The following is a 26,287-nucleotide window of genomic DNA, read 5'->3' on the forward strand; positions in this document are numbered from 1 at the left end:
ACGCCCCCCTCGTTCGACATGCCCTAGGCCTGGAGCAAAGTGACCATGGATGATTCCCTGCATATCGCCAGTTTGCTTGTACACGCTCGCCCCGAGTTTTTCGTCGCGGTGAAAGCCAACTTGCGCCTGTTACCGGATCTTGAACTGCACCAGGAGAGCCCCTTGGGCAAGCTGGTTGTGGTGATTGAAGCCTCTGATGAGGCGCAAATACTCCAGCGCATTGAGCAGATCAACAACATTCCCGGCGTGCTGAACGCCGCATTGGTTTACCACGAACTCCTCGCCAGCGAAGGAGAAACACCATGAATCTGACACGTCGCCAGTTTGCCAAAGCTCAAGCTGCTGCAATAGCTGCAGCCGCAGCAGGCCTGCCAATCATTACCACCGCCTCAAACTTGATCACAGAGTCGGACATGACCACGCTGAACTGGAACAAGGCCCCCTGCCGCTTTTGCGGCACCGGTTGCAGTGTGATGGTTGCCACCCGCGACAATCAGGTTGTGGCCACCCATGGCGATGTGAAGGCAGAGGTCAATCGCGGCCTGAACTGCGTTAAGGGTTATTTCCTGTCGAAGATCATGTATGGCAGTGACCGCCTGACTCAACCCATGCTGCGCATGAAAGACGGTCAGTACGACAAACAAGGTGAGTTCCAACCGATCAGCTGGGAACAAGCCTTCGACATCATGGAAACCAAGGTCAAAGAGGCTATCAAGACAGACGGCCCGACTTCCCTAGGCATGTTTGGCTCGGGTCAATGGACTGTCTGGGAGGGCTACGCCGCCAATAAGTTAATGAAGGCCGGGTTTCGCAGCAACAACATCGACCCTAACGCACGGCATTGCATGGCCTCTGCGGTAATGGGCTTTATGCGCACCTTCGGCATGGATGAGCCCATGGGCTGCTATGACGACATCGAAGCCACCGACGCCTTTGTGCTCTGGGGCTCGAACATGGCCGAGATGCACCCGATTCTTTGGAGCCGCCTGACCGACCGACGTTTAAGTCATCCCCATGTCAAAGTGGCAGTGCTGTCGACCTTTGAACACCGCAGCTTTGAGTTGGCGGACATCCCGATGGTGTTCACCCCACAAACAGACCTGCTGATCCTTAACTACATCGCCAATCACATTATTCAGTCGGGTGCGGTAAACCAAGACTTTGTCGGCAAACACACCCGCTTCGCCAAGGGAGCCGATGATATTGGCTACGGCTTGCGCCCTGACAATCCACTGGAAACCCAAGCCAAGAACGCTGACAAAGCCAATACTTGGGACGATATCTCCTTCGAGCAGTACGCCGAGTTCGTCAAGCCCTACACCCTTGAGCGTGCAGCCAAAGAAAGCGGTGTACCCGCCGAACGCCTGCAAGCGTTAGCCGAATTGTATGCCGATCCAAAGCGCAAGGTGGTGTCCTTCTGGACCATGGGTTTTAACCAGCACACCCGTGGTGTCTGGGCCAACAACATGGTCTACAACATCCACCTGCTTACCGGCAAAATCAGCGAGCCCGGCAACAGCCCATTCTCCCTGACCGGGCAACCATCAGCCTGCGGCACCGCACGTGAAGTGGGCACCTTCTCCCACCGCTTACCGGCCGATTTAGTGGTCACCAATCCAAAGCACCGGGAAACCGCAGAAAGAATCTGGAAGCTGCCCGCCGGAACCATTCAAGAAAAACCGGGGTTCCATGCGGTGCAACAGAGCCGCATGCTCAAAGACAGCGTGCTCAAGGTCTACTGGACCATGGCCAGCAACAATATGCAGGCTGGCCCCAACATCATGCAGGAAGTCTTGCCCGGCTGGAGAAACCCGGAAGTATTCGTGATTGTGTCGGACCCCTACCCAACCGTTTCAGCACAAGCTGCCGACCTGATACTGCCCACCGCCATGTGGGTCGAGAAAGAAGGGGCTTATGGCAATGCCGAGCGGCGCACCCAGTTCTGGCACCAACTGGTCAGTCCACCGGGCGAAGCCAAGTCGGACCTGTGGCAACTGATGGAGTTCTCCAAACGGTTCAAAACCGAAGATGTTTGGCCGCAAGAGCTGCTGGCAAAAACACCAGAACTCAAGGGCAAGTCGCTATTCGATGTGCTCTACAGAAATGGCCAGGTCGACCAGTTCCCCAGCGAGCAATTGGCTGAAGGCTATCTTAATGATGAAGTCAAAGCCTTTGGCTTTTATGTGCAAAAAGGCCTGTTTGAAGAGTACGCCTCCTTCGGCCGTGGCCACGGTCACGACCTGGCTCCCTTTGACGATTACCACAATGCCCGTGGCCTGCGCTGGCCAGTGGTGGATGGCAAGGAGACGCGGTGGCGCTACCGCGAAGGCTCAGACCCTTACGTAGAGCAAGGCAGCGAAGTGCAGTTCTACGGTTATCCGGACAAGAAAGCCATTATCTTCGCCTTGCCTTATGAGCCACCGGCCGAGTCCCCTGACGCCGAATATCCGTTCTGGCTGTGCACCGGTCGCGTGCTCGAACACTGGCATACCGGGAGCATGACCCAGCGTGTGCCTGAACTGCATAAAGCGGTTCCAGATGCAGTGGTTTACATGCACCCAGAGGATGCCAAAGCCATGAATGCGCGCCGCGGCAGTGAAGTTAAGGTCATCAGTCGGCGCGGCGAAACCCGCGCCAGAATCGAAACTCGCGGCCGCAATCAACCGCCTCAAGGGCTGGTATTCGTACCGTTTTTTGATGCCCGCAAATTGATCAACAAAGTCACCCTGGACGCTACCGACCCGATATCCAAACAAACCGACTACAAAAAATGTGCGGTGAAAATCGAACTGGTCAGCTTGGCCTGAGGAATGCAGCCATGAGCTATCGCCTACTGCCACTGTTATTACTCGCCGCCTTCGGCATTGCCGTCGCCAGCGATCTCAACTACCCACTCGATGCACCGGCTCCGGATGGGCGTCGTCCGGGTGGCACATTGAGTCAGGATCTGCCCGCGCCCAAATTGAGCAGCACCGAGAATAAAGACATCAAGCGCGAACGTAATTACCCCGAACAACCACCGACAATCCCCCACAGCATCCGTGGCTATCATTTGGACAAAAACAGCAATAAGTGCCTGTCATGCCACAGCCGCGCTAACAGTGCCAAGACGCAGGCGCCGATGATCAGCATCACCCACTATATGGACCGTGATGGTCAGGCGCTGGCGGCAGTCTCGCCTCGCCGCTATTTCTGCAACCAGTGCCATGTGACCCAGGATGAAACGCCACCGCTGGTGGGCAACACCTTCGAGAACATCGATACCGTTCTTGAAAAAGAAAACAAATCGGCCACGGGCAATCCTTAAGGAGGCGTTATGAAATCTTTATTCGCCTGGCTTAAGGGATACTGGAACACCCTGCGTCGTCCTAGCCTGCACTTTAGCCTGGGCTTTTTAACCCTTGGGGGCTTTATTGCCGGCATCATTTTCTGGGGTGGTTTCAACACCGCGCTTGAGGTCACCAACACTGAACAGTTTTGCACCTCGTGCCATGAAATGCGCGACAACGTATTTGCTGAGCTCAAGAGCACCATTCATTACAGCAACCGCTCGGGCGTTCGCGCCACCTGCCCGGATTGCCATGTACCGCACAAATGGACCGATAAGATCGCCCGCAAAATGCAGGCATCTAAAGAGGTGTGGGGAAAAATATTTGGCACCATCAACACCCGCGACAAATTTCTCGCCCACCGCCGCGAGCTGGCTGAACATGAATGGAAACGCCTCAAAGCCAACGATTCATTGGAGTGCCGTAACTGCCACAACTTTGACTTCATGGACTTCACCAAACAAAGTAAACGCGCCGCACAAATGCACTCAACCTCACTGGCCAAGGGTGAAGCCACCTGTATTGATTGTCATAAAGGCATTGCCCATCAATTACCTAGCATGAGCGGTGTACCGGGTTGGTAAATTGTAAAAAGACAGGTGTAAGCTAGCGCGATCGCCTGTTTCTACTGTTATGGATATAGCGCGTTAGTCGTACAGACGTTTTGCACAAGGATCCACGCGCTTGGACAGCAGTATCTTTTTCGCCGTAATGGCCGCCGCTGGCCTGCATGCCGGTTGGAATGCCTTGATTAAAATCGGCCTCGACCGCTACCTGAGCGTATGCCTGATTCAAATGGGGGCTGGCATTGCCGCCATTTGCACGCTGCCGTTTTTAGCCTTTCCTGAAACCGCTGCCTGGCCGTGGATCATCCTCTCGGTGCTGCTGCATATTGGTTACAACGGCTTTCTTGCCCATGCTTATAAATACGGCGACTTGAGTCAGGTCTATCCACTATCCCGTGGCAGTTCGCCGCTGATTGTGGCCTTGATATCCGTTGCTCTGCTGCATGAAAGCCTGAGTTGGGGGCAGATCAGCGGGTTGATGATCCTGGTCACCGGCATCTGGTTGATGGCATTGCGCACCAACAAAGACAGCCCGTTCAATACCCCGCTGCTGCTTACAGCGCTCACTACTGCGAGCTTTATCGCCGGCTACACCCTGACTGACGCTGTAGGCGCACGGATCAATGGCGATGCACTTTCCTACGCCATGTGGCTATTTGCGATGAATGGAGCGGTGACATTTATCATTCTTATAGGCATGCGCGGTCCAGCAGTCATGGGCAAACTAAGCCAGCACTGGAAAGGCGGATTGGGCGGTGGCGTGATGTCACTCATGGCCTACAGTATCGTCATCTGGGCCATGACACTGGCACCTGTTGCCGTGGTGTCAGCGCTGCGAGAAAGCAGTGTGTTGTTTGCCTTGTTGATAGGCCGCTGGTTGCTCAAAGAAACATTACCGGTTCTCAGGATTGTCTCTTGCCTGGTGATCTTGCTCGGCGTCGTGACATTAAAACTCGCCTGAGTAAGCAGACATTTTGCTGGCTGGACGTAGCGTTCACGACCTCCTAATCTGAGTCTGTCGACCTGTTGGCAGCCATGGAGGATTTCACGATGAACGATTTCGTCGTCAGCGCACGTCGCATCAAACAAGGAGCGTTTATTGCCGAGCCCGGCCCTTCCCGATTCCTGCTGGTTGCAGACAACCAGTTACCGCAACCCCAAGATGGACGTACCGGTGTTACATGGATTAACGCCTGGTTGCAGCAAATGCTTGAGGTGGCGATTTGGGGTGTTGATGAGCGCACTGGAGCTGCACGTGGCGATATTTTGATTTTCGTCCATGGCTACAACAACAGCCCGGTGGACCTGATGGCACGTCACCGCCAGCTCAAAAACGACCTCTACAAGGTTGGCTGGAAAGGTGCGTTGGTCTCGTTTGACTGGCCTAGCGACAACAAAACCGCAGGCTATCTAGAAGACCGCCACGATGCCAAGCAAAGCGCGATGCAACTGGTCACCGATTTGATCTCGCTGCTGGCCGCCAAGCAAACCCCAGATTGCGCGGTCAACACCCATATTCTGGCCCACTCCATGGGTGCCTATGTGGTGCGCGAAGCCTTCGACGATGCCGACGATGCCCGGCTTGAGAACAACAGCTGGATGATCAGCCAATTGTTGTTTATTGGTGCAGACATTTCATCCGGATCACTGAGTGAAGGTAACGCCACAAGCGATTCGCTCTACCGCCACAGCACCCGCCTGACCAATTACTTCAGCCTGGGTGACAGCGTGTTGAAACTGAGCAACGTCAAGCGCGCGGGTGTCGCGCCACGTGCCGGGCGTATTGGCTTACCGCCTTTGGCACCGAACACGAGCGCCGATATTGACTGCTCGCTTTACCATCAGGCATTACTCGAAAATGAATCCCTGCAAGCGGCTGATCAACCCAATGGCTTTCATGGCAACAAAAACCATTCATGGTTCTTTGGGAACCGGGTATTTACCCTTGATCTGTTTGAAACACTCAAGGGCGACCTTGACCGCAGTATCCTGCCGACCCGCAGCCCTGCTGTGGCGCAGCGGTGTTACAACCTGATCCGCCCAGCGGCGACATAATCCCCACTGAGCATCGCAACACCGTGTATTTACAGCTTTGTCTGGCTCCGCTGCCTGACACAGGTCAGAATACAGCGATGCATGAAGACTATTTGCCGAACTGCTGCTCGCCATTGAGTGCAGACTGGCCATTGCCACTGGAACTACCGGGCACGCAGTTAATCAGCACCCGGTTTGACCCCAGCCTACTCGATCCCACCGCCTTTGAACGCTGTGCAATTGCCCCTGTGCGTGGCGTCGCCAAGCGCCAAACCGAATACCTGGCTGGGCGTCTTTGTGCACGTGAGGCACTGCGGCTCGTGACCGGCGAACCTAGAGTGCCAGCAGTGGGTGAAGACCGTGCGCCGGTTTGGCCATCCAGTGTTTGCGGCTCAATATCTCACGGCAGCGGTTTGGCTGCGGCCATTGTTGCTGACAGGACCCGCTGGCAAGGTGTTGGCCTAGACATCGAGCAACCTCTGAGTACCGAGCGGGCGGCCCGTTTGGCCAAGGAAATCCTGACCCCACGCGAAATGCATCGGGCCGCAACTTCCAATCCACAGCAACAAGCCAGGCAGGTCAGCCTGACGTTCTCGCTCAAGGAAAGCCTGTTTAAAGCCCTGTACCCATTGGTTTTAACCCGCTTTTACTTTGAAGACGCCGAACTGGTCGACTGTGACAGCGGCGAACAGGGCCATGCCCGCCTGCGTCTTCTGGTCGATCTGAATCACCACTGGATTGCCGGAAGCGAAGTCGAAGGGCAATTCTGCAGGCTCGACAACCATCTGCTGAGCATGGTCCATATTCCCGCTTAATCATCGCAGTAGCCTTAGTTAATCCCCTCTGGCGCGCAAATCCGATAAACTCTGGTAATTGCTGCCAGGAGCACCTATGCGCGACGAACTGAATCAAGGCTTGATCGACTTTCTCAAAGCCTCGCCTACACCCTTCCATGCCACAACTAACCTTGCACTTCACTTGGAAGCAGCTGGTTACCAACGCTTGGATGAGCGCGATACCTGGCACACCGAAGCCGGTGGCCAGTACTACGTCACTCGCAATGATTCAGCCATCATTGCCTTTAAAGTCGGCAAACGCCCGCTGACCGAAGCCGGTATCCGTCTGGTGGGTGCCCATACAGACAGCCCATGCCTGCGCGTCAAACCGACCCCAGAATTACAACGTCATGGCTTTTTCCAACTCGGTGTCGAAGTTTATGGCGGAGCCCTGCTCGCGCCATGGTTCGACCGAGACTTATCCTTGGCCGGGCGCGTGACCTTCCGCCGTGACGGCAAGGTTGAAAGCCAACTGATCAATTTCGAGCTGCCGATTGCAGTCATCCCCAACCTCGCCATTCACCTTAATCGTGAAGCGAACAACGGTTGGGCAATCAATAAGCAAATCGAAATGCCGCCTATCTTGGCGCAAGTAGCGGGCACTGAACCGGTTGATTTCCGCGCCCTGCTCGCCAGCCAGCTAGCACTTGAGCACAGCTTGAATGCCGATGCGGTGCTCGATTACGAACTGAGCTTTTACGACACCCAGCCTGCAGCAGTGATCGGCCTTAACCGTGATTTCATTGCCGGCGCCCGTCTCGACAACCTGCTGTCTTGCTACGCCGGATTACAGGCATTACTTAGCGCCGGGGACGCCGAAACCTGCGTACTGGTCTGCACTGACCACGAAGAGATTGGCTCCAGCTCAGCCTGTGGTGCAGACGGCCCGATGCTTGAGCAAGTGCTGCGTCGAGTCATTCCTAATGATCAGGATTTCGTGCGCAGCATCCAGCGCTCATTGCTGGTGTCGGCGGATAATGCTCATGGTATTCATCCGAACTACCCTGACAAACATGACGAGAATCACGGGCCCAAACTTAATGCCGGTCCAGTGATCAAAATCAACAGCAACCAGCGCTATGCAACCAACAGCGAAACGGCGGGCTTCTTCCGCCACCTGTGCCTGGAAAACGAAGTCCCGGTACAAAGCTTTGTGGTGCGCAGCGACATGGCCTGCGGTTCGACCATCGGTCCAATCACTGCCAGCCAGCTGGGTGTTCGTACCGTTGATATTGGCTTGCCAACCTTTGCCATGCACTCAATCCGTGAGCTTGCCGGCAGCCATGATCTGGCTCACCTGGTTACCGTTCTGAGTGCGTTCTACAGCAGCCCTGAGCTGCCTTGAGGCCTTTATGATTGAGCACATTCGCAACAGCCTGCTGGAAGCGCAAAGCGCGCTGGATAACTTCATCAACAATGAACAGACCCTGCACAACATCGAGCGCGCCGCACAAATGCTGGTCGATAGCTTTGAGCAAAAAGGCAAAGCCTTTTCTTGCGGCAATGGCGGTTCGATGTGCGACGCCATGCACTTTGCGGAAGAGCTGACGGGCCGTTATCGCGGTAATCGCCCCGGCATTGCGGCTGTCTCAATCAGCGACGCCAGCCATATCAGCTGCGTGGCCAACGACTTCGGTTATGAATACATCTTCTCGCGTTATATTGAATCCCATGGCCGGGAAGGTGATGTTTTGCTGGCCTTCAGCACCAGTGGCAAAAGCCCCAACGTGCTCAATGCTGTAGCCGCCGCCAAGCAACTTGGGGTCAAGGTCATCGGCCTGACCGGCAAGCCTGGCTCCAAGCTCGAAGAGCTGGCGGATGTGTGCATTTGCGCTCCTGGCGGCAACTATGCAGACCGTATTCAGGAGCTGCACATCAAGGTTGTGCACATCCTGATTGAGCTGATCGAGCGTAAGCTAAGCCCTGAAAACTACGCATAACTGCACCCTATTGGGTGGATGAAAATAGCTTCATCCACCCACACATCGCCCCCGACAACCCGCACAACCATGAACGCCGTGCATCGCGTGGCAGGCCAAGCCAAAGCTTGCCAACCGTGGCTCATGCAAATACCCCGAATGCTCTCGACCGCAATGGCGGATCTAAAAAGCGCCGCCCACATCGATTAATCCGGCACTTCAACGCTGACGTGAATGGCGTCATGACGCCAATATTCGAGGTCGCAGTCGATCAAACGATCATGCTGATCGCGATTAATCCGCGTAATCCGTAGTGCCGGGCTGCCTATCGCCACTTTCAAACTGCTCGCGGCCTCTGCATGCAGCGCCGTGGGCACCATGTCGAAGCGCACCCGCCCGTAACGAATCTGATATTGCTTGGCGTAGAGTTCGGTAAGCGAACGGGTCAGATCAAATCCGAGAATTGCCGGAAAATAAGCTGGATTCAGGTAATGCTCGACATAAAGCACCAAGCGACCATCAATACGGCGGGCCCGGCGAATCTGATATACGCTGGTCAGCGCTGCCAGGCCCAGTATCTGACAAATTTCTGCATTGGCCGGAATCAACCGGGCGCTTAATACCTCAGTCGCAGGCTCTCGGCCTTGCTCTGCGACCATCGCATGAAAATGGCTGCGCACCAGAGGGTTGTACGCCACACGTGCTGGCGAAACAAACCAGCCCCGTCGCTCCTCACGGTACACCAAACCCTGCGCTTCCAGCTGCCCTAGAGCCTCGCGCAACGTAATACGCGTGGTATCAAACAGCTCACTCAACTTACGTTCAGCAGGTAGCTTGGTTCCGGATGCCAATAAGCCGTGCTCAATCTGCTCTTCCAGCGCACGACAGATGGTCGTCACGGCCCGCGGCGATACCTCACGCATCAAGTTGTTCCTCTTGGACTAGTCCAGCCCTATTTAAGGGCATGAATTACAGCATTTAAGCAGCTCAGCAATTGCGCCAAGCCTAGGCAGTCTAGATGACCGCTAGATGACAAGCTGATCTAAAGCACCTCCCATGCCAGCGAGATGGGCAAATATGATCCATTAAAACAGCCACTTATCTATGGTCTACGCTTGAAGAGCAGTACGCCGCCAGAGCGTATTAACAATAAGCAGTGGCGGAGGACATAAAACTGTCATTTTTTCCGCCTAAATTGGCTCGGGTATTGCTGATCTAGACCAACACTCAATTGCAAGGGAGTTTCCAATGAAACAACTGCTGCTAGCTACATTGATGGGTTCGGCCATCGCCATGGCGACACACGCAATGGCTGCGGATACAGATGTCAAAGCACTCGAGCAGGCTGCTCGCACTGAGGGCGAAGTGAACAGCGTCGGCATGCCTGACAGCTGGGCTAACTGGAAAGACACCTGGGCTGATCTGAACAAAACCTACGGCCTCAAACACCTCGATACTGACATGAGCTCCGCTCAGGAAATCGCCAAGTTTGCCGCTGAAAAAGACAATGCCACTGCCGACATTGGGGATGTTGGTGCTGCATTTGGCCCAATCGCCGTGCAGCAAGGTGTCACTCAGCCGTACAAACCAAGCAACTGGGATCAAATTCCAGATTGGGCCAAAGATAAAGATGGCCACTGGATGCTCGCCTACACAGGCTCCATTGCATTTATCGTCAACAAACAGCTGGTCAAAGACATCCCCAAAAGCTGGGCTGACCTGAAAAACGGTAAGTACAAGGTTGCCATTGGTGATGTCAGCGCGGCCGCTCAAGCCGTAAATGGTGTGTTGGCGGCGGCTATCGCTAACGGCGGCGACGAGAAGAACATTCAACCGGGCTTGGACTTCTTCGGTGCAATTGCCGAGCAGGGTCGTTTGTCGCTGTCCAATCCGACCATCCAGACCTTGGAGAAAGGTGAAGTTGAGGTCGGCGTAGTCTGGGATTTCAACGGTCTGAGCTACCGCGATCAGATCGACCCAAGCCGCTTCGAAGTGCTGATTCCATCTGACGGATCGGTCATTTCGGGCTACACCACCATCATCAACAAATACGCCAAGCACCCCAATGCAGCCAAACTGGCGCGTGAGTACATCCTCAGCGACGCAGGCCAGATCAATCTGGCTAAAGGTAATGCACGGCCCATTCGCGCTGACCACCTGAAGCTGCCAGCCGAGGTTCAGGCCAAGCTGCTGCCTAACGAGCAGTACGCCAATGTTAAGCCAATCAAAGATGCCGCCGCTTGGGAAGCCACATCCAAAGCACTGCCGCAACTGTGGCAAGAGAACGTCATCATCAACATGGAATAAGCGCTTCGAGCGTGCACAACCAATAGGGAGGCAATGTGAGTTGTCTCCCTATGCCACTTTTGAACAATGCTGAATGGGCCCTGAGTCGACTATGAAACACAATGTCATTCTGGTGATTTTGGACGGCCTGAACTATGAGGTCGCCCAGCATGCCATGGGTCACCTGCAGGCTTACTGTGGCGCTGGTCGCGCTGCGCTCTATAAGCTCGAATGCGAGCTGCCGTCGCTGTCTCGTCCTCTCTATGAATGCATCATGACCGGTGTTGCACCTATCGACAGCGGCATCGTGCATAACGATGTTGTACGCCTTAGCAATCAACGCAGCATTTTTCATTACGCTCGTGATGCCGGCCTGAGCACGGCTGCGGCGGCTTATCACTGGATGAGCGAGCTGTATAACCGCGCCCCCTTTGTCCCCGCGCGTGACCGTCACACTGAAGACGCTACGCTGGCCATTCAACACGGCCACTTCTACTACGCCGATCATTACCCAGACTCACACCTGTTTGATGACGCTGAACACTTACGCGCTCTGCACGCACCGAATTTCTTGCTGGTTCACCCTATGAATATTGATGATGCAGGTCACAAGCATGGGCTCGACTCAGCGCAATACCGTAACAGCGCCAGGCGCGCTGATTTGGTTCTCGCCGAATATTTGCAACGCTGGCTTGATGCCGATTACCAAGTTATGGTCACTGCCGATCACGGCATGAATAACGACCGCTCACACAACGGCTTGTTGGCCGAAGAACGTGAAGTCCCGTTGTTTGTTCTGGGTGACGCCTTTAGCTTTGATCTACAAGCCGCGCCCAAGCAGACGCAGTTGTGCGGCACTGTCTGCCAGCTACTGGGGGTCGCTCATGACAAACCACTGTGCAAGGAACTGCTTAAGTGAGTGCTGCTAAACCCCCACTGTCCCGTAGCAAGTGGCTGGCCATACTTTGCCTTGTGCCCTTTGCTGTATTTTTTTTCGCTTTTCAGATCGCCCCTCTAATCTGGATAACCCTCAACAGCGTTAACGTTGACGGCAGTTGGAGCCTGGGCAACTTCGAAAAAATATTCACGTCAAAATTCTACCTGCAAGCGATCAAACACAGCTTGCAGGTTGGGTTCTGGTCGAGTCTGTTCGGCATTATCATCGCCATTATTGGCAGTTACTCGCTGCACCAAGTCGACTCAAAGTTGCGCGACTTCGTGATGGCTTTCTCCAATATGACCAGCAACTTTGCCGGGGTGCCTCTGGCCTTCGCCTTCATCATCTTGCTCGGTTTCAATGGTGCCATCACCCTGCTGCTCAAGCAGATTGGCTGGATTGATGACTTCAATCTGTACTCCAAAACCGGCCTGATTGTGCTCTACACCTACTTCCAGATTCCGCTCGGCGTGATGCTTCTCTACCCCGCCTTCGACGCCTTGCGTGAAGACTGGCGCGAGTCGGCTGCACTGCTGGGTGCCAACACCTGGGATTTTTGGCGCCACATTGGCCTGCCTGTGCTGACACCGGCACTGCTGGGCACCTTCGTGATCTTGCTGGCTAATGCATTGGGCGCTTACGCCACGGTGTATTACCTCACAACCGGCAACTTCAACATCATGCCGATTCGGATTGCAGGCTTGGTATCCGGTGATATTTCGCTGAATCCGAACCTGGCGAGCGCCTTGTCCATGGTGCTGCTCGGCCTTATGGCGCTGATTACCATCGTCCATCAGGTACTGCTGAAGAGGAGCTACCATGTCGCGCGCTGAGAGCCATACCGCCAGCATCCTCTACCACCGGACAGTCGTGTGGTTGCTGTTTTTAATCCTGCTGCTACCCCTGGCGGGAACCCTGTTGTACTCCTTGGCCACAAGCTGGTCGGCCACCATTTTGCCTGACGGCCTCACCTTCAAGTGGTACATAGACCTCTGGGGTGAACCACGTTTTCTCAGGGCGTTTGGTCAGTCACTCCTGATCTGCTTTGCTGCGCTGTTTTTGGCTTCGGTGCTGATTCTGCCGTTACTGTTCGTGGTGCATTACTACTTTCCGAAGCTCGACGCCCTGATGAATATCCTGATCCTGCTGCCCTTCGCCATGCCGCCAGTGGTGTCATCGGTTGGCTTGCTGCAGGTCTATGGCTCTGGACCCGTTCAGCTGGTCGGCACGCCGTGGATTCTGATCGGTTGTTACTTCACCATCGCCCTGCCCTTTATGTATCGCGCCATCACCAATAACCTGCAGGCAATCAACCTGCCCGACCTGATGGATGCCGCCCACCTGCTTGGCGCCAGCACTTGGAAAGCCGCCTTCCTGGTGGTGCTGCCAAACCTGCGCAAAGGCTTGATGGTTTCGCTGTTTCTGTCGTTTTCGTTTCTGTTTGGCGAGTTTGTCTTTGCCAATATGCTGGTCGGTACGCGCTACGAAACCTTGCAGGTTTACCTCAACAACATGCGCAACAGCAGCGGTCACTTCAACAGTGCGCTGGTGATCTCTTATTTCTTCTTTGTGCTGATATTTACCTGGGCCGCTAACCGCCTGAACAAGGACAAATCATGAGTTTTCTGAGTATTCAGGGCCTGAACAAAAGCTATGGCAACACGCAAATTTTCAGCGATATTAATTGTGAAATTGCCCAGGGCGAATTTGTCACCCTGCTCGGTCCTTCAGGTTGCGGCAAGTCGACGTTACTGCGCTGCATTGCCGGGCTAACCACAGTCAACGGTGGCCAGATTCTTCTCGATGGTGATGATTTAGTACCGGTCAGCCCGCAAAAGCGCGGCATCGGTATGGTATTCCAGAGCTATGCGCTGTTTCCAAACATGAGCGTCGAGCAAAACGTCGCTTTTGGCCTGCGCATGCAGAAGGTCAACAAAGAACAAAGTCGCGAGCGCGTTAAGGATGCGCTGCAAATGGTTGAACTTGGCGATTTCGCCAATCGTTACCCCCATCAACTGTCGGGCGGCCAGTGTCAGCGTGTGGCACTTGCACGCTCGCTGGTGACCCGTCCGCGTTTATTATTGCTTGATGAGCCGCTGTCGGCGCTTGATGCCCGGATCCGTAAACATTTGCGCGAACAGATCCGCGAGATTCAGCAAGACCTGGGCCTGACAACGGTCTTCGTCACGCATGATCAGGAAGAGGCACTGGTGATGAGTGACCGTATTTTCTTAATGAACGCGGGCAAGATCGTGCAAAGCGGCAATGCTGAAACCCTCTACGCAGAGCCAGTTGATGCCTTCGCTGCGAGCTTTATCGGCAACTACAATCTGTTGGATGCTCAAACCGCCAGCCGCCTGCTCGATCGCCCGATCAGCACCCGCGTTGCCATTCGCCCGGAAGCGATCGCCATCAGCCCCAGTGGCGAGATTGAAGGCCTGATCCGCAGTCACAGCTTGCTCGGTAATGTGATCCGCTACCGGGTAGAGGCCCGTGGTGTTGAACTGCTGGTCGACGTGCTCAACCGCAGCGAGAGTGATCTGCACAGCAAAGGCCAGCGCATCATCCTCAGTATCGACAGCCAAGCCATTCGCGAGGTGGCGTGATGACCCTGGCAATTTTTGATCTGGATGACACCTTGATCGATGGCGACTGCGCCAGCTTGTGGAGCAATGAGATGGCCAAGATTGGCTGGGTCGACGGCGAAAGTTTTCTGGCCCGTGATCATCAGTTGATGGCCTTGTACGCCAAAGGCGAACTGGCGATGGAAGACTACATGGCCTTTAGCCTTTCGCCACTTGTGGGGCGTACAGCAGAGGAAGTCGCGTTTGTGGTCGAGCCCTTCGTCGAAGATGTGATTGAACCACTGTTGCACAGCGACGCAACTCGCTGCCTGGCCACTCATCGCCAGGCAGGCGACCGAATCGTGATGATCTCCGCCTCAGCTCACTTCCTGGTCAGTGCAATTGCTCAACGCCTAGGCATCGAAGACGTTTTGGCCATTGACTTGGACATTCAGCATGGCTGCTACAGCGGCAACACTCAAGGCGTGTTGACCTATCGCGAAGGTAAAGTCATACGCCTGAAACAGTGGCTGGCGGACAATGGCGAATCCCTTGCCGGAGCCTATTTCTACTCGGACTCACGCAATGACCTGCCTCTTCTCAAGCAAGTCGACAACCCGCGTGCGGTCAATCCAGACCCAGAGCTTAAACACTATGCCGAGCAGGCTGGATGGCCTATCCTCAACTGGCGTTGAAGGTTTTAGCTGCCTGCACCGCGACCGCTGAATAGCGCTTAGTTGACCGCTGACCTTCACTCACTTGCTGCGGGTTGGTCGGCAGGCTTCGCCTTGCCACACCTTTTGTAAGGTGGAGGGTGCATTATTCGTCAACGGTTACAGGCCAAGCTGCCAATCAACCGATCTTTTTGTAACACTGTGCCAGCTCGTACGTCTCTATGTGCGTAGACGCCAGTTAGCCCGCTCGCTGAGAAGTCACAGGCCTTGATTTCTCAAACAAAGCGAAACAAATAGCGACTACCTGTGCTGTCTCACTCAGCTGCACAATCGATATTTAGCTAGGAGCCTTAGATGCATAACTGGAACGATGTTATTTCTCGAGCCACCCACGGCAACCCAGCGCCCGATCACAAGGTCTCCAAGACCGAAGAAGAGTGGCGCGCTCAGCTTGACGCGGAGCAATACAGGGTCACTCGCCAAGCCGGAACAGAACGCCCACACAGTTCACAAATGTGCAGCCTATTTGAACCGGGTGTATATGGATGTGTGTGCTGCGATACGCCACTGTTTGACGGCAGCAACAAATATGAGTCGCACAGCGGCTGGCCATCATTCACCCAGCCCATCAAAGACAATGTGGTTGCCTACCATTCGGACTCAAGCCACGGCATGACCCGGATTGAAAACACCTGCAACGTTTGTGATGCACATTTGGGGCATGTCTTCCCAGATGGCCCAGAACCAACGGGCTTACGCTTCTGCATGAACGCAGTCGCGCTGAAAAAGCTCGACTAGCACCGCTGATCAAGCTGGGTTCAGGGCATGGTGTCTACTCGCACCATGCCCTGTTATGCGATGAGGACAGAACGATGCAAGCAATATGGAATAACACCGTGATTGCTCAATCAGACGCAACCGTTGTGGTTGAAGGTAATCACTATTTCCCGGCAGATTCCATCGTCAGCCAGTACTTCAAACCCAGTGACCACAGCAGCCATTGCCCATGGAAAGGCCAAGCGCAGTACTACTCGCTTGAAGTTGAGGGCAAACACAACGCTGATGCAGCCTGGTACTACCCAGAACCCAAAGATGCAGCAGCCAAGATTCGTGGTTATGTGGCGTTCTGGAAAGGCGTCTCCATAAGCGACTGAAAGTCTGGCCGTGAAGCAATCACGGCCAATTACATACGCCCTACGCCTTCGCTACCTCTGGTGCCAGTATCCACTCGGCACTGTCGTTCCAGACATCCATCCGAGTAATTTTCCCGTCACGCACTTCAAAGCGGTCCAGGTAGCGATTGCCACTGAAGCTGCGGCCATCAGGCCATTCGCCGTAAAGTGTGCCGTTCGAGTACACCACCGTATGATCCTGACGCTCTGTCCAATCAAACTGGCCCAGGGCCTTTTTCACCCAGTTATAGCGCGCCGCGTTGAAGGCCGTGATGTCTTTTGCGGTTGGCATGACACGGCCACCGGTAAAGGTAATCCGGACATCTTCAGACATGTAGGTTGCTGCCTTGACGGGGTCAGGTGCCATCGATGCGTCTAAAAAATCACTCACAATCTGTACTGCCGGGTTGTCGTGCTGCATAGCTGTTAACTCCGAATCAATAGAAATGTACACCGTCAAACTGACGCCTTGCTCTGGTGCGAGCCGCCCAAATGCTGTGCACAAAAGCTGCAAAATTGTGCCCAACACCCCAGAAACACTGGCGTTTCATATGTGGCACCCAGTTTGCTAGCAAAGTTCATACAAATGCTAGCAATCTGGAGAAACAACATGCAAAACATGCAAAAACTGCTCTCCCCCCTGACCAACTTACTGCCTCAGGCGATAGCTATAGCCACAGTAAGCTTACTGACGCTAAGCAGTGCTTATGCCGAAGAGCCGATCAAAGTGGGGCTGGTTGCAGCGCTCTCCGGACAATCGGCCAAATCAGGGGAAGCCTTAACTCGTGGCTTGACGGTGGCCATTGATGAAATCAATGCCTCTGGGGGGATTCTCGGGCGGCCTGTGGAACTCATTCGCCGTGACGATGAAAGCAACCCGGCCAAAGGCATGCTGGCAGCACGCGAGCTGATTCAGCGCGAGAAGGTTGCCGTTTTATTTGGCGGTCTCGACACCCCGGTATCACTGGCTATCGTGCCACTGGCCAATCAACTCAAGGCCCCTTTCATGGGGATCTGGGCGGCCGGAACCAAGATCACTGAAAACGGGGCTAAAGATAATTATGTGTTTCGGGTGTCAGCCGTCGACGAGCTGGTCGACGAAGCCTTGGTTGAATATGGCGTCAGCAAAAAAGGCATGCACAAACCCGGCATGATCCTGATTAACAACCCGTGGGGCGAGTCGAACGAAATCGGTTTCAAGCACGCCCTGGAAAAACGCAACATGCAAGCAGCCGGCATTGAGCGCATAGAAGACAGCGATCTTGACGTTGTACCCCAGCTAACCCGCCTCAAAAATGCCGGCGCCGACAGCCTTTTGATGGTCGGCAACGTGGGTCCTTCGGCGCAAGTGGTGAAGTCACTCGACCGCATGGGCTGGGATGTGCCGATTGTTTCTCACTGGGGTCCGGCAGGTGGTCGGTTCGGTGAATTAGCGGGGCCAAATGCAGACAAGGTTCACTTCATCCAAACCTATGTCTTTACCGATAAAAACAGCGCCAAAGGCGACTCGGTTCTGGCTGCACTGAAAAAGCGCTACCCGGAAATCAAAACCCTGGCTGATGTCACGCCAGCCGTGGGTATTGCCAACGCCTACGATGCCATGTTCCTCGCCTCTCTAGCTATCGAGAAAGCCGGCAGCACCCAAGGCACCGAAGTACGTGATGGCTTTTATGCAATCACCGACTACAACGGCCTGATCAAAGATTACAAACAGCCGTTCACGCCGACCAAACATGACGCCCTGGGCCCGGATGATTATGTATTCACACACTTCGTAAACAACCAGATTGTTCCGATCGCACCCTAAACGCTGTAGTGAGCGGCTCTGCGTGCAGGGCCGCGAAAAGGATACTTAGATGATCACCGCCGCCATCATTACCGGCATCGGCCTGGGCAGTATGTACGCCCTGCTGGCCCTGGGTTTTCATATCACCTACGTGGTTTCCCGCACGGTCAATTTCGCTCAGGGCAGCGCCATGATGGTGGGCGCTGTTCTGGGCTACAGCTTCTATATCACTTGGGGCTGGCCGCTCTGGCTGGCGGTCCCGGCGACACTGACATTGTGCGCGATTTACGGCTTGGCCATTGAACGCTTTCTGGTCAGGCCCTTCCACTCGCGCGGCTCTGAAGCCTGGCTGATGGCTACGGTCGCCGGAGGTATTTTGGTCGATAACCTGGCGATGTTCAGCTTTGGCAAAGAACCGCGCCAGTTCACTTCAGCACTGGCCAACCAGAGCGTTGAGCTCTTTGGTAATAGTGTTGGCACCTTGCAACTGCTTATTCCCATTGCCGGTGCCAGCATCGCGCTTGCGCTATTCCTGGTACGCCGCTATACGCGTTTGGGCAAAGTGCTGGAAGCCTGCGTACAAAATCCGCGTGCAGCCATGCTGATGGGTATTCGCGTTAATCGGGTAGTGGCTATCGCTTTCGCCGTGTCGAGTGTATTTGCTGCTCTGGCCGGATTGCTGATAGCGCCACTCTTCAACGTCAGTGCTGAGATGGGCACCTTGTTTGGCCTTAAAGCCTTTGCGGTGGCTATTTTGGGCGGAATTTCCAGCGCCAGCGGCGTCTTCGCGGCTGGGCTGCTATTTGGCTTGGCTGAAGCCCTGATCACGGTTTATTTCGGTTCAGCGTTTACCCAGATATTTACCTTTGCGCTGGTTATCCTGGCCTTGGCACTGCGCCCTAATGGCCTATTTGGCAGCAAGACACTGGTGAAAGTATGAGCCTTAACAAACGACTAGTAGCACCCGCTTGCCTGGCTTTGCTTGCAGTTAGCAGCGCCGTGCTAGCGCTGACACTCGACAGTTATTCGCTGTTGGTATTCACCTTCTGCGCGCTAACCGTCGTGGTCGGTGTTGGCTTGAACATTCTGATTGGCCTAAGTGGCCAGATATCTTTTGGCCATATCGCTTTTTATGCGATTGGCGCGTACGTCTGTGCGTTGCTGACCATGGCGCAAGTCCCCTTGGGTTTCGCCATGCTGGCCTCAGGACTGGTGTGTGCAGTTATTGGTGGGCTACTGGCAATTCCGGCCTTGCGTGTGAGCGGCCCTTACCTGGCGATGATTACTATTGCCTTTGCCTTGGTGGTCCATCACAGCTTGATCGAATGGCGCTCAGTCACCGGCGGCGCGAATGGTCTCATGGGGATTCCATTGCCCGCGTTGGGCTCACTTGACCCAACAATATCCCTGGCCTTGATTTCAAGCGCCTTGATGATTGCATCATTGGTGTTCTATCAGCGCTTACGAAATAGCGGCTGGGGGCTGGCGATGCGCGCGGTTAAGTCAACCGAGATTGCCGCCAGATCACTGGGCTTTAACCCGATGCACAGCAAAACCCTGGCCTTCGCCTTGTCAGCTGCACTGGCAGGGTTAGCAGGTGCCTTGGTTGCACCGTTGATGATGTTTATCAATCCGGCCTCCTTCCCATTCTCACAATCCATCCTGTTTGTGCTGGCAGTAATTGTCGGCGGCAGCGGCACATTGTTTGGCCCTGTACTGGGCGCATTATTAATCGTGCTATTACCTGAAATGCTTTCGGATTTTGCCGAGTACCGGCTACTTATTTTCTCTGCCCTGTTGCTGGGAGTGCTGTGGGTAGCCCCGCGCGGCGTGTTGGGTACGCTGGCCAATCTATGGATGCGCCCGAATAAGCTGCTGGTCAGCAGTACTGTCGACACACAGCTACTGGCACAACACTTCGCTCAGCCTGAAGCCAGCGCAGGCTTACAGGCCAACGACATAGGTATTCGCTTCGGGGGTGTTCAGGCAGCCCAAGGCATCAGCTTTACGGCGCAGCCCGGCAGTATCACCAGCATTATTGGCCCCAACGGCGCGGGTAAAACCACCGTACTGAATATGATCAGCGGTTTCTATGCACCCGACAGCGGCAGTATCGACCTGAACCAAGCCCTGGCTGGCAAACCTGCCTGGAAGGTTGCCCGGGCCGGTATCGCCCGTACTTACCAGACAACGCAGCTATTTGGTGAATTATCGGTACTTGAAAATCTGTTGGTTGCCCTGCAAAAAGGCCGACTCAAGCAACCCTTCAGTCAGGCAAATGAGCAACAGCGTGAACTGGCTATGCAGCTACTGGGTTTGGTTGGCTATGCGGGCTCAGTGAATACGCCTACTGAAGACTTGCCGCACGTAGACCGCCGCTTAGTTGAGATTGCCCGTGCCCTGGCGACATCTCCAGCGGTGCTGTTACTCGATGAGCCTGCGGCAGGTTTGAGCCGCAGTGACACGGACAAACTGGCAGTTCTATTCAAGCACTTGGCCGAGTTTGGCATTGCCGTGATTTTGGTTGAGCACGACATGACATTGGTTATGGCCGTTTCCGAGCGTTTGCTGGTGCTTGATGCTGGTAAACCTATAGCCTGGGGAACGCCTGAGGAAGTGCGCAACAATGAGCGCGTAATTGCGGCGTACTTGGGCAGTACCAGCTATCAGGCGACCCCGCGTGATACCCCTTGGGATGGATCACGCGATGCACGTCTGTTTGTCAAAGACCTGGTCATTGACTATGGCGCATCCCCGGTCGTGGACAAGGTCAATCTGCTGGTTAATCCGGGCGAACTGGTGGCTATCCTCGGCGCTAATGGCGCGGGCAAATCAAGCATCCTGCAATGCCTGGCGGGCCTGCACTCAGCAACCTCCGGCTCCATCCTGCTGGATAACCAAAGTATTCATCATGCCCCACCCAACAGTATTGCCGCGCAAGGCCTGGCGTTAGTGCCGGAAGGCCGCCAAGTGTTCCCCTTGCTGAGTGTGCGCGACAATCTATTGCTCGGCGGCTACTCACGTCGCGATACCTATGATGCAACAACCGAAGTTGAAGCCATTCTCAAGCGCTTCCCGCGTTTGCGCGACAGGATAGACAGTCCAGCCGGATTGCTCTCGGGCGGTGAACAACAGATGGTCGCCATTGGCCGCGGGCTAATGGCCAAACCCAAAATATTGTTGCTCGACGAACCCTCACTGGGTCTCTCACCCGCCATGATCGGTGAGCTGTACAACACGCTAGCAGCACTGCGCGATGAGGGGGTGACCATCCTGCTGGTTGACCAGATGGCTAACCTCGCTCTGCAGGTCGCAGATCGCGCCTACGTGCTTGAAACCGGGCGGATCGTTAAGACAGGCAGCGCCGAACAACTGCGCGGTGATCCTGAACTGGAAGCCGCCTACCTGGGAGAAGGAGCCGCCGCATGAAGTACTTGAAAATCATCAACGCACGGCGCGCCGAACACCCCAGCCAGACAGTCGACTTATATGTTGAGGACGGTTATTTCGTAGCCGCCCCCTCCCCTGATCGCAACGTCGAAATACTCGACCTTGCAGGAAAGTTAGTCCTGCCGGGCTTGGTCGAAAGCCATATTCACTTAGATAAAGCCTGCATCATGTCACGCTGCCAACTGGTACACGGCACCCTGAGTGAAGCAATCAGCCAGACCCGCGCCGCCAAAGCCAACTTTAGTGAAGAGGATGTCTATCAGCGCGGTGCAAGTGTGCTCGAAAAAGCCATAGTTCAAGGCACCAGCCACATTCGAACGCACATTGAGATTGACCCTCAAATTGGCTTGACCGGGTTTAACGCGATCAAGCGCTTGCAGGCGGACTATGCCTGGGCGATCACCTTACAGCTGTGCGTATTCCCCCAAGAAGGGCTGCTTAATAACCCCGGGACCGAAGCACTTATGCGTCAAGCACTGGAGCAAGGAGCCAGCGTCATTGGCGGCTGCCCCTATATGGACGATCAACCCGTGGCGCATATCCAGCGCGTGTTTGAATTGGCCCACGAATACGATTGCGATATCGACTTCCACCTCGATTTCGACCTGAACCCCGAAGGGTTGACGGTTGATGAAGTGATTCGTTGCACCCTTGATTTTGGTTGGCAAAACAGAGTTGCCATCGGCCATGTAACCAAGCTATCGGCCCTGCCCCAAGCCCAGTTGATGAGCTTGGCAATGGCGCTGGCCGAGGCAGGTGTACAGGTGACATGCCTGCCAAGTACCGATTTATTTTTAACCGCTCGCGAGCATTTTCATAACAAACCCAGAGGCTTGGCCCCACTCGCCCACTTACATGCCTGCGGGGTGAGGTGCTCGATTTCTACCAACAACATCGGCAATCCATTTACCCCTTATGGTGACGCTTCTCTGGTACGCCAGGCAAACTTGTTTGCCAACGTAAGCCAACTTGCCACCGAGAGCGAATTGCTCAACTGCATGAGCTGGGTATCAACGGAGTCAGCAAAACTTCTGCATTTACAAAATTATGGACTTGCGCCGGGTTGCCAAGCTGACTTTATTGTCTTCGATGCCCCAAACAGTGCAGCAGTGATAGCCGAAATCAGCCCACCGCTGCTTGGTTTTAAAGCGGGCAAACAAACCTTCCAGCGCAATCAGGCAAAATTGCTAAAGCCTGACCGGACTCGTGATAAGCCAGAAACATCACGGACTCTCGACCAATAACCCAGCCTGCTAGCTCATGGGGCAATGTTTCAATTAAGCTATGGCCCATGAAGCCTAAATACGACGACACTCGCCAGCACCTACTCGACACCGGTCATCAGATCATGTCGAGTAAGGGCTTTTCGGGTGTTGGCCTCAATGAAATCCTGCAAACGGCCGGTATTCCCAAGGGCTCGTTCTACCATTACTTCAAATCCAAAGAGCAATTCGGCCAAGCCCTGCTCGAAGACTACTTCAAGCACTATCTCGCGCAACTTGATGAGCGATTTGCCAATCAATTAGTCAACGGCCGTGAGCGGCTGTTGAGTTACTGGCAACAATGGCTTAACGGCTACAGTGGCTCGCAATGTGAAGCCAAGTGCCTTGTTGTGAAGCTAAGTGCCGAGGTTGCAGACCTCTCAGAGCCTATGCGTATCACCCTGCGCGATGGCACTGACCAGATAATTGGCCGGTTGGCGGACTGCATTGAAACCGCCAACGCTGACGGTTCGTTGCCAGGCCTTGAGGCCAAAACCAATGCTGCAATGCTCTACCAGTTATGGCTGGGCGCAAGCCTGTTGAGCAAGCTACACCGCACCAGTGAGCCGATGCAGCAAGCCATGCGTGTATCGCAGCAACTGCTTGCGCCCTGAGCTCTCTGCCCGTCAGGCGGGTTATCATCCGCCAAAACCAGCGATGCCACTCCAGACCAAACCTCTTCCTTTCGTCACACAGTGCTCACTGGTTTCACCTCCCCGGATGCCAAAAGGCAACACCTGTTGGCCCTCCAGCCGTAAGTAAATTGATTTGAACCATAACTAGACGACCAGTCTAATAAAACTCATGATAAAGAACGACTAAGCTGAGCGGGCACCGCTGAAATTGAAACCATTGCGCTGAAAGCCCGACTAATACATTCAGTAGCCACGCGTTAAGTCGTACCTGAACCCACTCAAAAGGAGTCATGCAGATATGCAGCAATCAACGAGTATTAACCGCCAAGTAGTTCTCGCCTCTCGCCCGCATGGCGCACCGACCGTCGACAACTTTCGAATTGAAGAAAAGCCACTGCCCACCCCTGAACACAATCAGTTGCTACTTCGCACTGTCTACTTGTCACTCGACCCCTATATGCGCGGACGCATGAGTGACGCTGCCTCCTACGCCGATCCAGTTGAGGTCGACAGTTTGATGGTAGGTGGCACTGTTTGCCGGGTCGTGAGTTCAAACAACCCGGACTTCAAGGTCGGCGATTGGGTGTTGTCTTATAGCGGATGGCAAGATTATTCATTGTCCGATGGCACTGGCCTGACCAACCTTGGCAGCAACCCCAATCACCCTGCTTATGCCTTGGGCATCATGGGCATGCCTGGTTTTACTGCTTACATGGGCTTGCTCGATATTGGTCAACCGAAAGCCGGTGAAACCTTGGTCGTGGCAGCTGCAACTGGGCCGGTTGGCGCAACCGTTGGCCAGATCGGCAAAATTAAGCAATGCCGTGTAGTTGGTGTCGCAGGCGGCGCGGAAAAATGTCGGCATGCGGTTGAGACGCTGGGTTTCGACGCCTGCCTGGATCACCATGCCAGCGACTTTGCGGAACAACTGGCCAACGCCTGCCCGAATGGTGTTGATGTGTATTACGAAAACGTCGGCGGCAAGGTCTTTGATGCTGTTTTACCGCTGCTCAATGCCCAAGCGCGGATTCCGGTTTGTGGGTTGATTGCTCAATACAACATGACAGCCCTGCCCGATGGGCCTGACCGCATGACCTTGCTCACCCGGACGATTCTGACCAAACGCCTAAAAATTCAAGGCTTCATCATTTTCGATGATTACGCTCACCGTTATGACGAATTTGCCCGCGACATGAGCCAATGGCTCGCCGACGGCAAGATCAAGTATCGCGAGCAGATAGTGGAAGGTCTGGAGAACGCGCCAGAAGCCTTTATCGGCCTACTTCAAGGGAAGAACTTCGGCAAACTGGTGATTCAAGTGGGTAACGAGGACTGATCCAGCGCATAGCGCATTTGCACTCTTATCGATGAGGTTTATATGAAAGTTCTGATGGTATTAACGTCCCACGACCGCCTGGGTGATACCGGTAAAAAAACCGGATTCTGGCTTGAAGAGTTTGCCGCACCTTACTACGTGTTCAAAGATGCTGGCGCCGCAATCACAATCGCGTCCCCCAAAGGCGGCCAACCACCTCTGGACCCCAAAAGTGATGAGCCCGATGCACAAACGGCGGCCACCGAGCGTTTTGCAGGTGATGAAGCGGCGAAAAAGGCCTTGGCCACTACCGTTAAACTTGAAAGCGTAAATGCCACCGACTATGACGCGGTGTTCTATCCAGGTGGCCACGGCCCATTGTGGGATTTGGCGGAAGACAAAACCTCAATTACCCTGATCGAAGACTTATATGCTGCTGGTAAACCGGTCAGTGCCGTTTGCCATGCACCGGCTATTTTCCGTCATACCAAAGGGGTTGATGGCAAGCCACTGATTAACGGTAAAAGCCTGACCGGCTTTAGTAACAGTGAAGAAGCTGCCGTGCAACTGACTGATGTTGTGCCCTTCTTGGTTGAGGACATGATCCAGGCAAATGGCGGTATTTACTCAAAATCAGCCGACTGGGAAAGCTACGTGGTCGGTGATGGGCATCTGATAACCGGCCAGAATCCAGCATCATCGGAAGCTGTAGCCGAAGCAGTATTGAAACTGCTTCAGTAGGCTATGAACGTCCCGTCACATCGCTTACTCAGCGTGCCGGGGCGTTTACTTTTTGCCCATCTGCGTCTGGCTTAAAGCCCGGCAAGGGCTTGACGTAAATTCACTTCTTCAGGTGCTTGCTCATCAAGTGCCAACTGCCCCTCAAGCTCGTTCAGATGCTCAAGCATGACCTGCGCAGCCTTTTCATTATCCCCCTCTTGCAAGGCCGTAATAATCTCTTGGTGTTCGTCGGAGGCGCAAGATGGCACATCATTGCGCTGATACAGCGCAACAATAAGGGAGCTGCGTACCATCAAGTTGGCCAGGATCTCACTCAACACACTGTTGCCGCTGAGCTCACCTAATAACAGGTGAAACTCACTAAGTTCACGCACGATGGCACGGCGATCAGTTGCATTGGTGGCGCAGCGCTCGTTACTTAAATGAGTGCTCACGCGCTGCGCATGCGCCTGCATCATCCGGGGGCTGATACTCTCGACTATCGCCCGCTCAATAGCCCGACGCGCAGCAAATACTTCACGCGCCTCTTTTGCTGTTGGCTGCGCAACCAAGGCACCGCGATTTGGCTCGATGGTGACAATACGCAGCATCGCCAAGCGCTGTATCGCCACTTGTACATGGTTGCGATTAGCGTGCAGCGTTTCGACAATCTGCGCCTCAACCAAGCGTGTACCCGGTCTTAAGCGGTGCTGGGCAATCGCTTTTGACAGCACATCAACAATGCGCTGAACCTCAACTTGTTTAGCACTGACGCTCATCGAACCCATCTTGTCCTCGGTCA

The 26,287-nt window shown here is 54.5% G+C and carries 27 protein-coding genes; 24 read left to right on the forward strand and 3 right to left on the reverse strand.

Going from position 1 to position 26,287, the window contains the following annotated elements:
• Window positions 1-45 precede the first annotated feature (45 nt).
• The 9 genes from ACIGCM_RS12060 to lpcA all read left to right on the forward strand — a co-directional run bounded on the left by ACIGCM_RS12060 (window position 46) and on the right by lpcA (window position 8,705).
• Entirely contained in the window at window positions 46-306 is a 261-nt protein-coding gene (locus tag ACIGCM_RS12060; protein ID WP_397502296.1) for a chaperone NapD, read from the forward strand.
• Window positions 303-2,807, forward strand: a complete 2,505-nt coding sequence (gene napA, locus ACIGCM_RS12065; RefSeq protein WP_397502297.1) for a nitrate reductase catalytic subunit NapA — start codon at window positions 303-305, stop codon at window positions 2,805-2,807. The genes ACIGCM_RS12060 and napA overlap by 4 nt, the downstream gene beginning before the upstream one ends.
• Before the next feature lie 11 nt (window positions 2,808-2,818).
• Window positions 2,819-3,307, forward strand: coding sequence for a nitrate reductase cytochrome c-type subunit (locus tag ACIGCM_RS12070; protein ID WP_397502298.1), 489 nt, complete (start codon window positions 2,819-2,821; stop codon window positions 3,305-3,307).
• Between the two features lie 9 nt (window positions 3,308-3,316).
• On the forward strand, window positions 3,317-3,913 hold the full coding sequence (locus ACIGCM_RS12075) for a cytochrome c3 family protein (protein ID WP_397502299.1): 597 nt from the start codon (window positions 3,317-3,319) through the stop codon (window positions 3,911-3,913).
• Window positions 3,914-4,013: 100 nt separating this feature from the next.
• Complete coding sequence (locus tag ACIGCM_RS12080) at window positions 4,014-4,856, forward strand: EamA family transporter (protein ID WP_397502300.1); 843 nt, start codon at window positions 4,014-4,016, stop codon at window positions 4,854-4,856.
• Window positions 4,857-4,945: 89 nt separating this feature from the next.
• On the forward strand, window positions 4,946-5,950 hold the full coding sequence (locus ACIGCM_RS12085; protein WP_397502301.1) for an alpha/beta hydrolase: 1,005 nt from the start codon (window positions 4,946-4,948) through the stop codon (window positions 5,948-5,950).
• A 77-nt stretch (window positions 5,951-6,027) separates the two neighbouring features.
• Entirely contained in the window at window positions 6,028-6,744 is a 717-nt protein-coding gene (locus ACIGCM_RS12090; protein WP_397502302.1) for a 4'-phosphopantetheinyl transferase, read from the forward strand.
• 76 nt (window positions 6,745-6,820) lie between these two features.
• Complete coding sequence (locus tag ACIGCM_RS12095) at window positions 6,821-8,110, forward strand: M18 family aminopeptidase (RefSeq protein ID WP_397502303.1); 1,290 nt, start codon at window positions 6,821-6,823, stop codon at window positions 8,108-8,110.
• 7 nt (window positions 8,111-8,117) lie between these two features.
• Window positions 8,118-8,705, forward strand: a complete 588-nt coding sequence (lpcA, locus tag ACIGCM_RS12100; protein WP_397502304.1) for a D-sedoheptulose 7-phosphate isomerase — start codon at window positions 8,118-8,120, stop codon at window positions 8,703-8,705.
• 185 nt (window positions 8,706-8,890) lie between these two features.
• Here lpcA and ACIGCM_RS12105 read toward each other — a convergent pair whose 3' ends face one another.
• Window positions 8,891-9,607: a UTRA domain-containing protein gene (locus ACIGCM_RS12105; protein ID WP_397502305.1), complete on the reverse strand. Its 717-nt coding sequence runs from the start codon at window positions 9,605-9,607 to the stop codon at window positions 8,891-8,893.
• 325 nt (window positions 9,608-9,932) lie between these two features.
• On the opposite strand from ACIGCM_RS12105, the gene ACIGCM_RS12110 reads away from it, so the two are divergent.
• From ACIGCM_RS12110 to ACIGCM_RS12145, 8 genes are all read left to right on the forward strand, one after another.
• Complete coding sequence (locus ACIGCM_RS12110; protein ID WP_397502306.1) at window positions 9,933-10,991, forward strand: ABC transporter substrate-binding protein; 1,059 nt, start codon at window positions 9,933-9,935, stop codon at window positions 10,989-10,991.
• Window positions 10,992-11,082: 91 nt separating this feature from the next.
• The gene (locus tag ACIGCM_RS12115) at window positions 11,083-11,889 is read left to right on the forward strand and encodes an alkaline phosphatase family protein (protein ID WP_397502307.1); all 807 of its coding nucleotides are present in this window, start codon (window positions 11,083-11,085) and stop codon (window positions 11,887-11,889) included.
• A gap of 17 nt (window positions 11,890-11,906) precedes the next feature.
• Window positions 11,907-12,740 carry an ABC transporter permease gene (locus ACIGCM_RS12120; RefSeq protein ID WP_397502724.1) on the forward strand — a complete coding sequence of 278 codons (834 nt, stop codon included), beginning with the start codon at window positions 11,907-11,909 and terminating at the stop codon, window positions 12,738-12,740.
• Window positions 12,727-13,527, forward strand: coding sequence for an ABC transporter permease (locus ACIGCM_RS12125; protein ID WP_397502308.1), 801 nt, complete (start codon window positions 12,727-12,729; stop codon window positions 13,525-13,527). The genes ACIGCM_RS12120 and ACIGCM_RS12125 overlap by 14 nt, the downstream gene beginning before the upstream one ends.
• Complete coding sequence (locus tag ACIGCM_RS12130; RefSeq protein ID WP_397502309.1) at window positions 13,524-14,513, forward strand: ABC transporter ATP-binding protein; 990 nt, start codon at window positions 13,524-13,526, stop codon at window positions 14,511-14,513. Before ACIGCM_RS12125 ends, ACIGCM_RS12130 begins: the two co-directional genes overlap by 4 nt.
• Window positions 14,513-15,166, forward strand: a complete 654-nt coding sequence (locus tag ACIGCM_RS12135; RefSeq protein ID WP_397502310.1) for an HAD family hydrolase — start codon at window positions 14,513-14,515, stop codon at window positions 15,164-15,166. The genes ACIGCM_RS12130 and ACIGCM_RS12135 overlap by 1 nt, the downstream gene beginning before the upstream one ends.
• Before the next feature lie 333 nt (window positions 15,167-15,499).
• On the forward strand, window positions 15,500-15,943 hold the full coding sequence (gene msrB / locus ACIGCM_RS12140) for a peptide-methionine (R)-S-oxide reductase MsrB (RefSeq protein WP_397502311.1): 444 nt from the start codon (window positions 15,500-15,502) through the stop codon (window positions 15,941-15,943).
• A 74-nt stretch (window positions 15,944-16,017) separates the two neighbouring features.
• On the forward strand, window positions 16,018-16,299 hold the full coding sequence (locus tag ACIGCM_RS12145; RefSeq protein ID WP_397502312.1) for a DUF427 domain-containing protein: 282 nt from the start codon (window positions 16,018-16,020) through the stop codon (window positions 16,297-16,299).
• A 40-nt stretch (window positions 16,300-16,339) separates the two neighbouring features.
• Here ACIGCM_RS12145 and ACIGCM_RS12150 read toward each other — a convergent pair whose 3' ends face one another.
• Window positions 16,340-16,738, reverse strand: coding sequence for a nuclear transport factor 2 family protein (locus ACIGCM_RS12150; protein WP_397502313.1), 399 nt, complete (start codon window positions 16,736-16,738; stop codon window positions 16,340-16,342).
• Window positions 16,739-16,927: 189 nt separating this feature from the next.
• Between ACIGCM_RS12150 and ACIGCM_RS12155 the strand changes: the two genes are divergently transcribed.
• The 7 genes from ACIGCM_RS12155 (at window position 16,928) to ACIGCM_RS12185 (ending at window position 25,506) form a co-directional block, all read left to right on the forward strand.
• Entirely contained in the window at window positions 16,928-18,124 is a 1,197-nt protein-coding gene (locus tag ACIGCM_RS12155; protein WP_397502314.1) for an ABC transporter substrate-binding protein, read from the forward strand.
• 49 nt (window positions 18,125-18,173) lie between these two features.
• Window positions 18,174-19,043, forward strand: coding sequence for a branched-chain amino acid ABC transporter permease (locus tag ACIGCM_RS12160; protein ID WP_397502315.1), 870 nt, complete (start codon window positions 18,174-18,176; stop codon window positions 19,041-19,043).
• Window positions 19,040-21,532 carry an ATP-binding cassette domain-containing protein gene (locus tag ACIGCM_RS12165; RefSeq protein WP_397502316.1) on the forward strand — a complete coding sequence of 831 codons (2,493 nt, stop codon included), beginning with the start codon at window positions 19,040-19,042 and terminating at the stop codon, window positions 21,530-21,532. The genes ACIGCM_RS12160 and ACIGCM_RS12165 overlap by 4 nt, the downstream gene beginning before the upstream one ends.
• Window positions 21,529-22,797, forward strand: a complete 1,269-nt coding sequence (locus tag ACIGCM_RS12170; protein WP_397502317.1) for an amidohydrolase family protein — start codon at window positions 21,529-21,531, stop codon at window positions 22,795-22,797. The genes ACIGCM_RS12165 and ACIGCM_RS12170 overlap by 4 nt, the downstream gene beginning before the upstream one ends.
• Window positions 22,798-22,844: 47 nt before the next feature.
• Window positions 22,845-23,429 carry a TetR/AcrR family transcriptional regulator gene (locus ACIGCM_RS12175; protein ID WP_397502318.1) on the forward strand — a complete coding sequence of 195 codons (585 nt, stop codon included), beginning with the start codon at window positions 22,845-22,847 and terminating at the stop codon, window positions 23,427-23,429.
• A 319-nt stretch (window positions 23,430-23,748) separates the two neighbouring features.
• Entirely contained in the window at window positions 23,749-24,786 is a 1,038-nt protein-coding gene (locus ACIGCM_RS12180) for an NADP-dependent oxidoreductase (protein ID WP_397502319.1), read from the forward strand.
• A 42-nt stretch (window positions 24,787-24,828) separates the two neighbouring features.
• Window positions 24,829-25,506 (forward strand): type 1 glutamine amidotransferase domain-containing protein, encoded by a 678-nt coding sequence (locus ACIGCM_RS12185; protein WP_397502320.1) that lies wholly within the window; start codon window positions 24,829-24,831, stop codon window positions 25,504-25,506.
• A 71-nt stretch (window positions 25,507-25,577) separates the two neighbouring features.
• Here the strand turns inward: ACIGCM_RS12185 and ACIGCM_RS12190 are convergent, their stop codons facing one another.
• Window positions 25,578-26,273, reverse strand: a complete 696-nt coding sequence (locus tag ACIGCM_RS12190; RefSeq protein WP_397502725.1) for a GntR family transcriptional regulator — start codon at window positions 26,271-26,273, stop codon at window positions 25,578-25,580.
• Between the last annotated feature and the right edge of the window lie 14 nt (window positions 26,274-26,287).

The sequence above is a fragment of the Pseudomonas sp. NPDC078700 genome, from assembly GCF_044542375.1.
Taxonomy (GTDB): Bacteria; Pseudomonadota; Gammaproteobacteria; order Pseudomonadales; family Pseudomonadaceae; genus Aquipseudomonas.

Coding starts and splice junctions, on each gene's coding strand:
- ACIGCM_RS12060 (WP_397502296.1), top strand. CDS start 46: ATGGATGATTCCCTGCATATCGCCAGTTTGCTTGTACACGCTCGCCCC.
- napA (WP_397502297.1), top strand. CDS start 303: ATGAATCTGACACGTCGCCAGTTTGCCAAAGCTCAAGCTGCTGCAATA.
- ACIGCM_RS12070 (WP_397502298.1), top strand. CDS start 2,819: ATGAGCTATCGCCTACTGCCACTGTTATTACTCGCCGCCTTCGGCATT.
- ACIGCM_RS12075 (WP_397502299.1), top strand. CDS start 3,317: ATGAAATCTTTATTCGCCTGGCTTAAGGGATACTGGAACACCCTGCGT.
- ACIGCM_RS12085 (WP_397502301.1), top strand. CDS start 4,946: ATGAACGATTTCGTCGTCAGCGCACGTCGCATCAAACAAGGAGCGTTT.
- ACIGCM_RS12090 (WP_397502302.1), top strand. CDS start 6,028: ATGCATGAAGACTATTTGCCGAACTGCTGCTCGCCATTGAGTGCAGAC.
- ACIGCM_RS12095 (WP_397502303.1), top strand. CDS start 6,821: ATGCGCGACGAACTGAATCAAGGCTTGATCGACTTTCTCAAAGCCTCG.
- lpcA (WP_397502304.1), top strand. CDS start 8,118: ATGATTGAGCACATTCGCAACAGCCTGCTGGAAGCGCAAAGCGCGCTG.
- ACIGCM_RS12105 (WP_397502305.1), bottom strand. CDS start 9,607: ATGCGTGAGGTATCGCCGCGGGCCGTGACGACCATCTGTCGTGCGCTG.
- ACIGCM_RS12110 (WP_397502306.1), top strand. CDS start 9,933: ATGAAACAACTGCTGCTAGCTACATTGATGGGTTCGGCCATCGCCATG.
- ACIGCM_RS12115 (WP_397502307.1), top strand. CDS start 11,083: ATGAAACACAATGTCATTCTGGTGATTTTGGACGGCCTGAACTATGAG.
- ACIGCM_RS12125 (WP_397502308.1), top strand. CDS start 12,727: ATGTCGCGCGCTGAGAGCCATACCGCCAGCATCCTCTACCACCGGACA.
- ACIGCM_RS12130 (WP_397502309.1), top strand. CDS start 13,524: ATGAGTTTTCTGAGTATTCAGGGCCTGAACAAAAGCTATGGCAACACG.
- ACIGCM_RS12135 (WP_397502310.1), top strand. CDS start 14,513: ATGACCCTGGCAATTTTTGATCTGGATGACACCTTGATCGATGGCGAC.
- msrB (WP_397502311.1), top strand. CDS start 15,500: ATGCATAACTGGAACGATGTTATTTCTCGAGCCACCCACGGCAACCCA.
- ACIGCM_RS12145 (WP_397502312.1), top strand. CDS start 16,018: ATGCAAGCAATATGGAATAACACCGTGATTGCTCAATCAGACGCAACC.
- ACIGCM_RS12150 (WP_397502313.1), bottom strand. CDS start 16,738: ATGCAGCACGACAACCCGGCAGTACAGATTGTGAGTGATTTTTTAGAC.
- ACIGCM_RS12155 (WP_397502314.1), top strand. CDS start 16,928: ATGCAAAACATGCAAAAACTGCTCTCCCCCCTGACCAACTTACTGCCT.
- ACIGCM_RS12160 (WP_397502315.1), top strand. CDS start 18,174: ATGATCACCGCCGCCATCATTACCGGCATCGGCCTGGGCAGTATGTAC.
- ACIGCM_RS12165 (WP_397502316.1), top strand. CDS start 19,040: ATGAGCCTTAACAAACGACTAGTAGCACCCGCTTGCCTGGCTTTGCTT.
- ACIGCM_RS12170 (WP_397502317.1), top strand. CDS start 21,529: ATGAAGTACTTGAAAATCATCAACGCACGGCGCGCCGAACACCCCAGC.
- ACIGCM_RS12175 (WP_397502318.1), top strand. CDS start 22,845: ATGAAGCCTAAATACGACGACACTCGCCAGCACCTACTCGACACCGGT.
- ACIGCM_RS12180 (WP_397502319.1), top strand. CDS start 23,749: ATGCAGCAATCAACGAGTATTAACCGCCAAGTAGTTCTCGCCTCTCGC.
- ACIGCM_RS12185 (WP_397502320.1), top strand. CDS start 24,829: ATGAAAGTTCTGATGGTATTAACGTCCCACGACCGCCTGGGTGATACC.
- ACIGCM_RS12190 (WP_397502725.1), bottom strand. CDS start 26,273: ATGGGTTCGATGAGCGTCAGTGCTAAACAAGTTGAGGTTCAGCGCATT.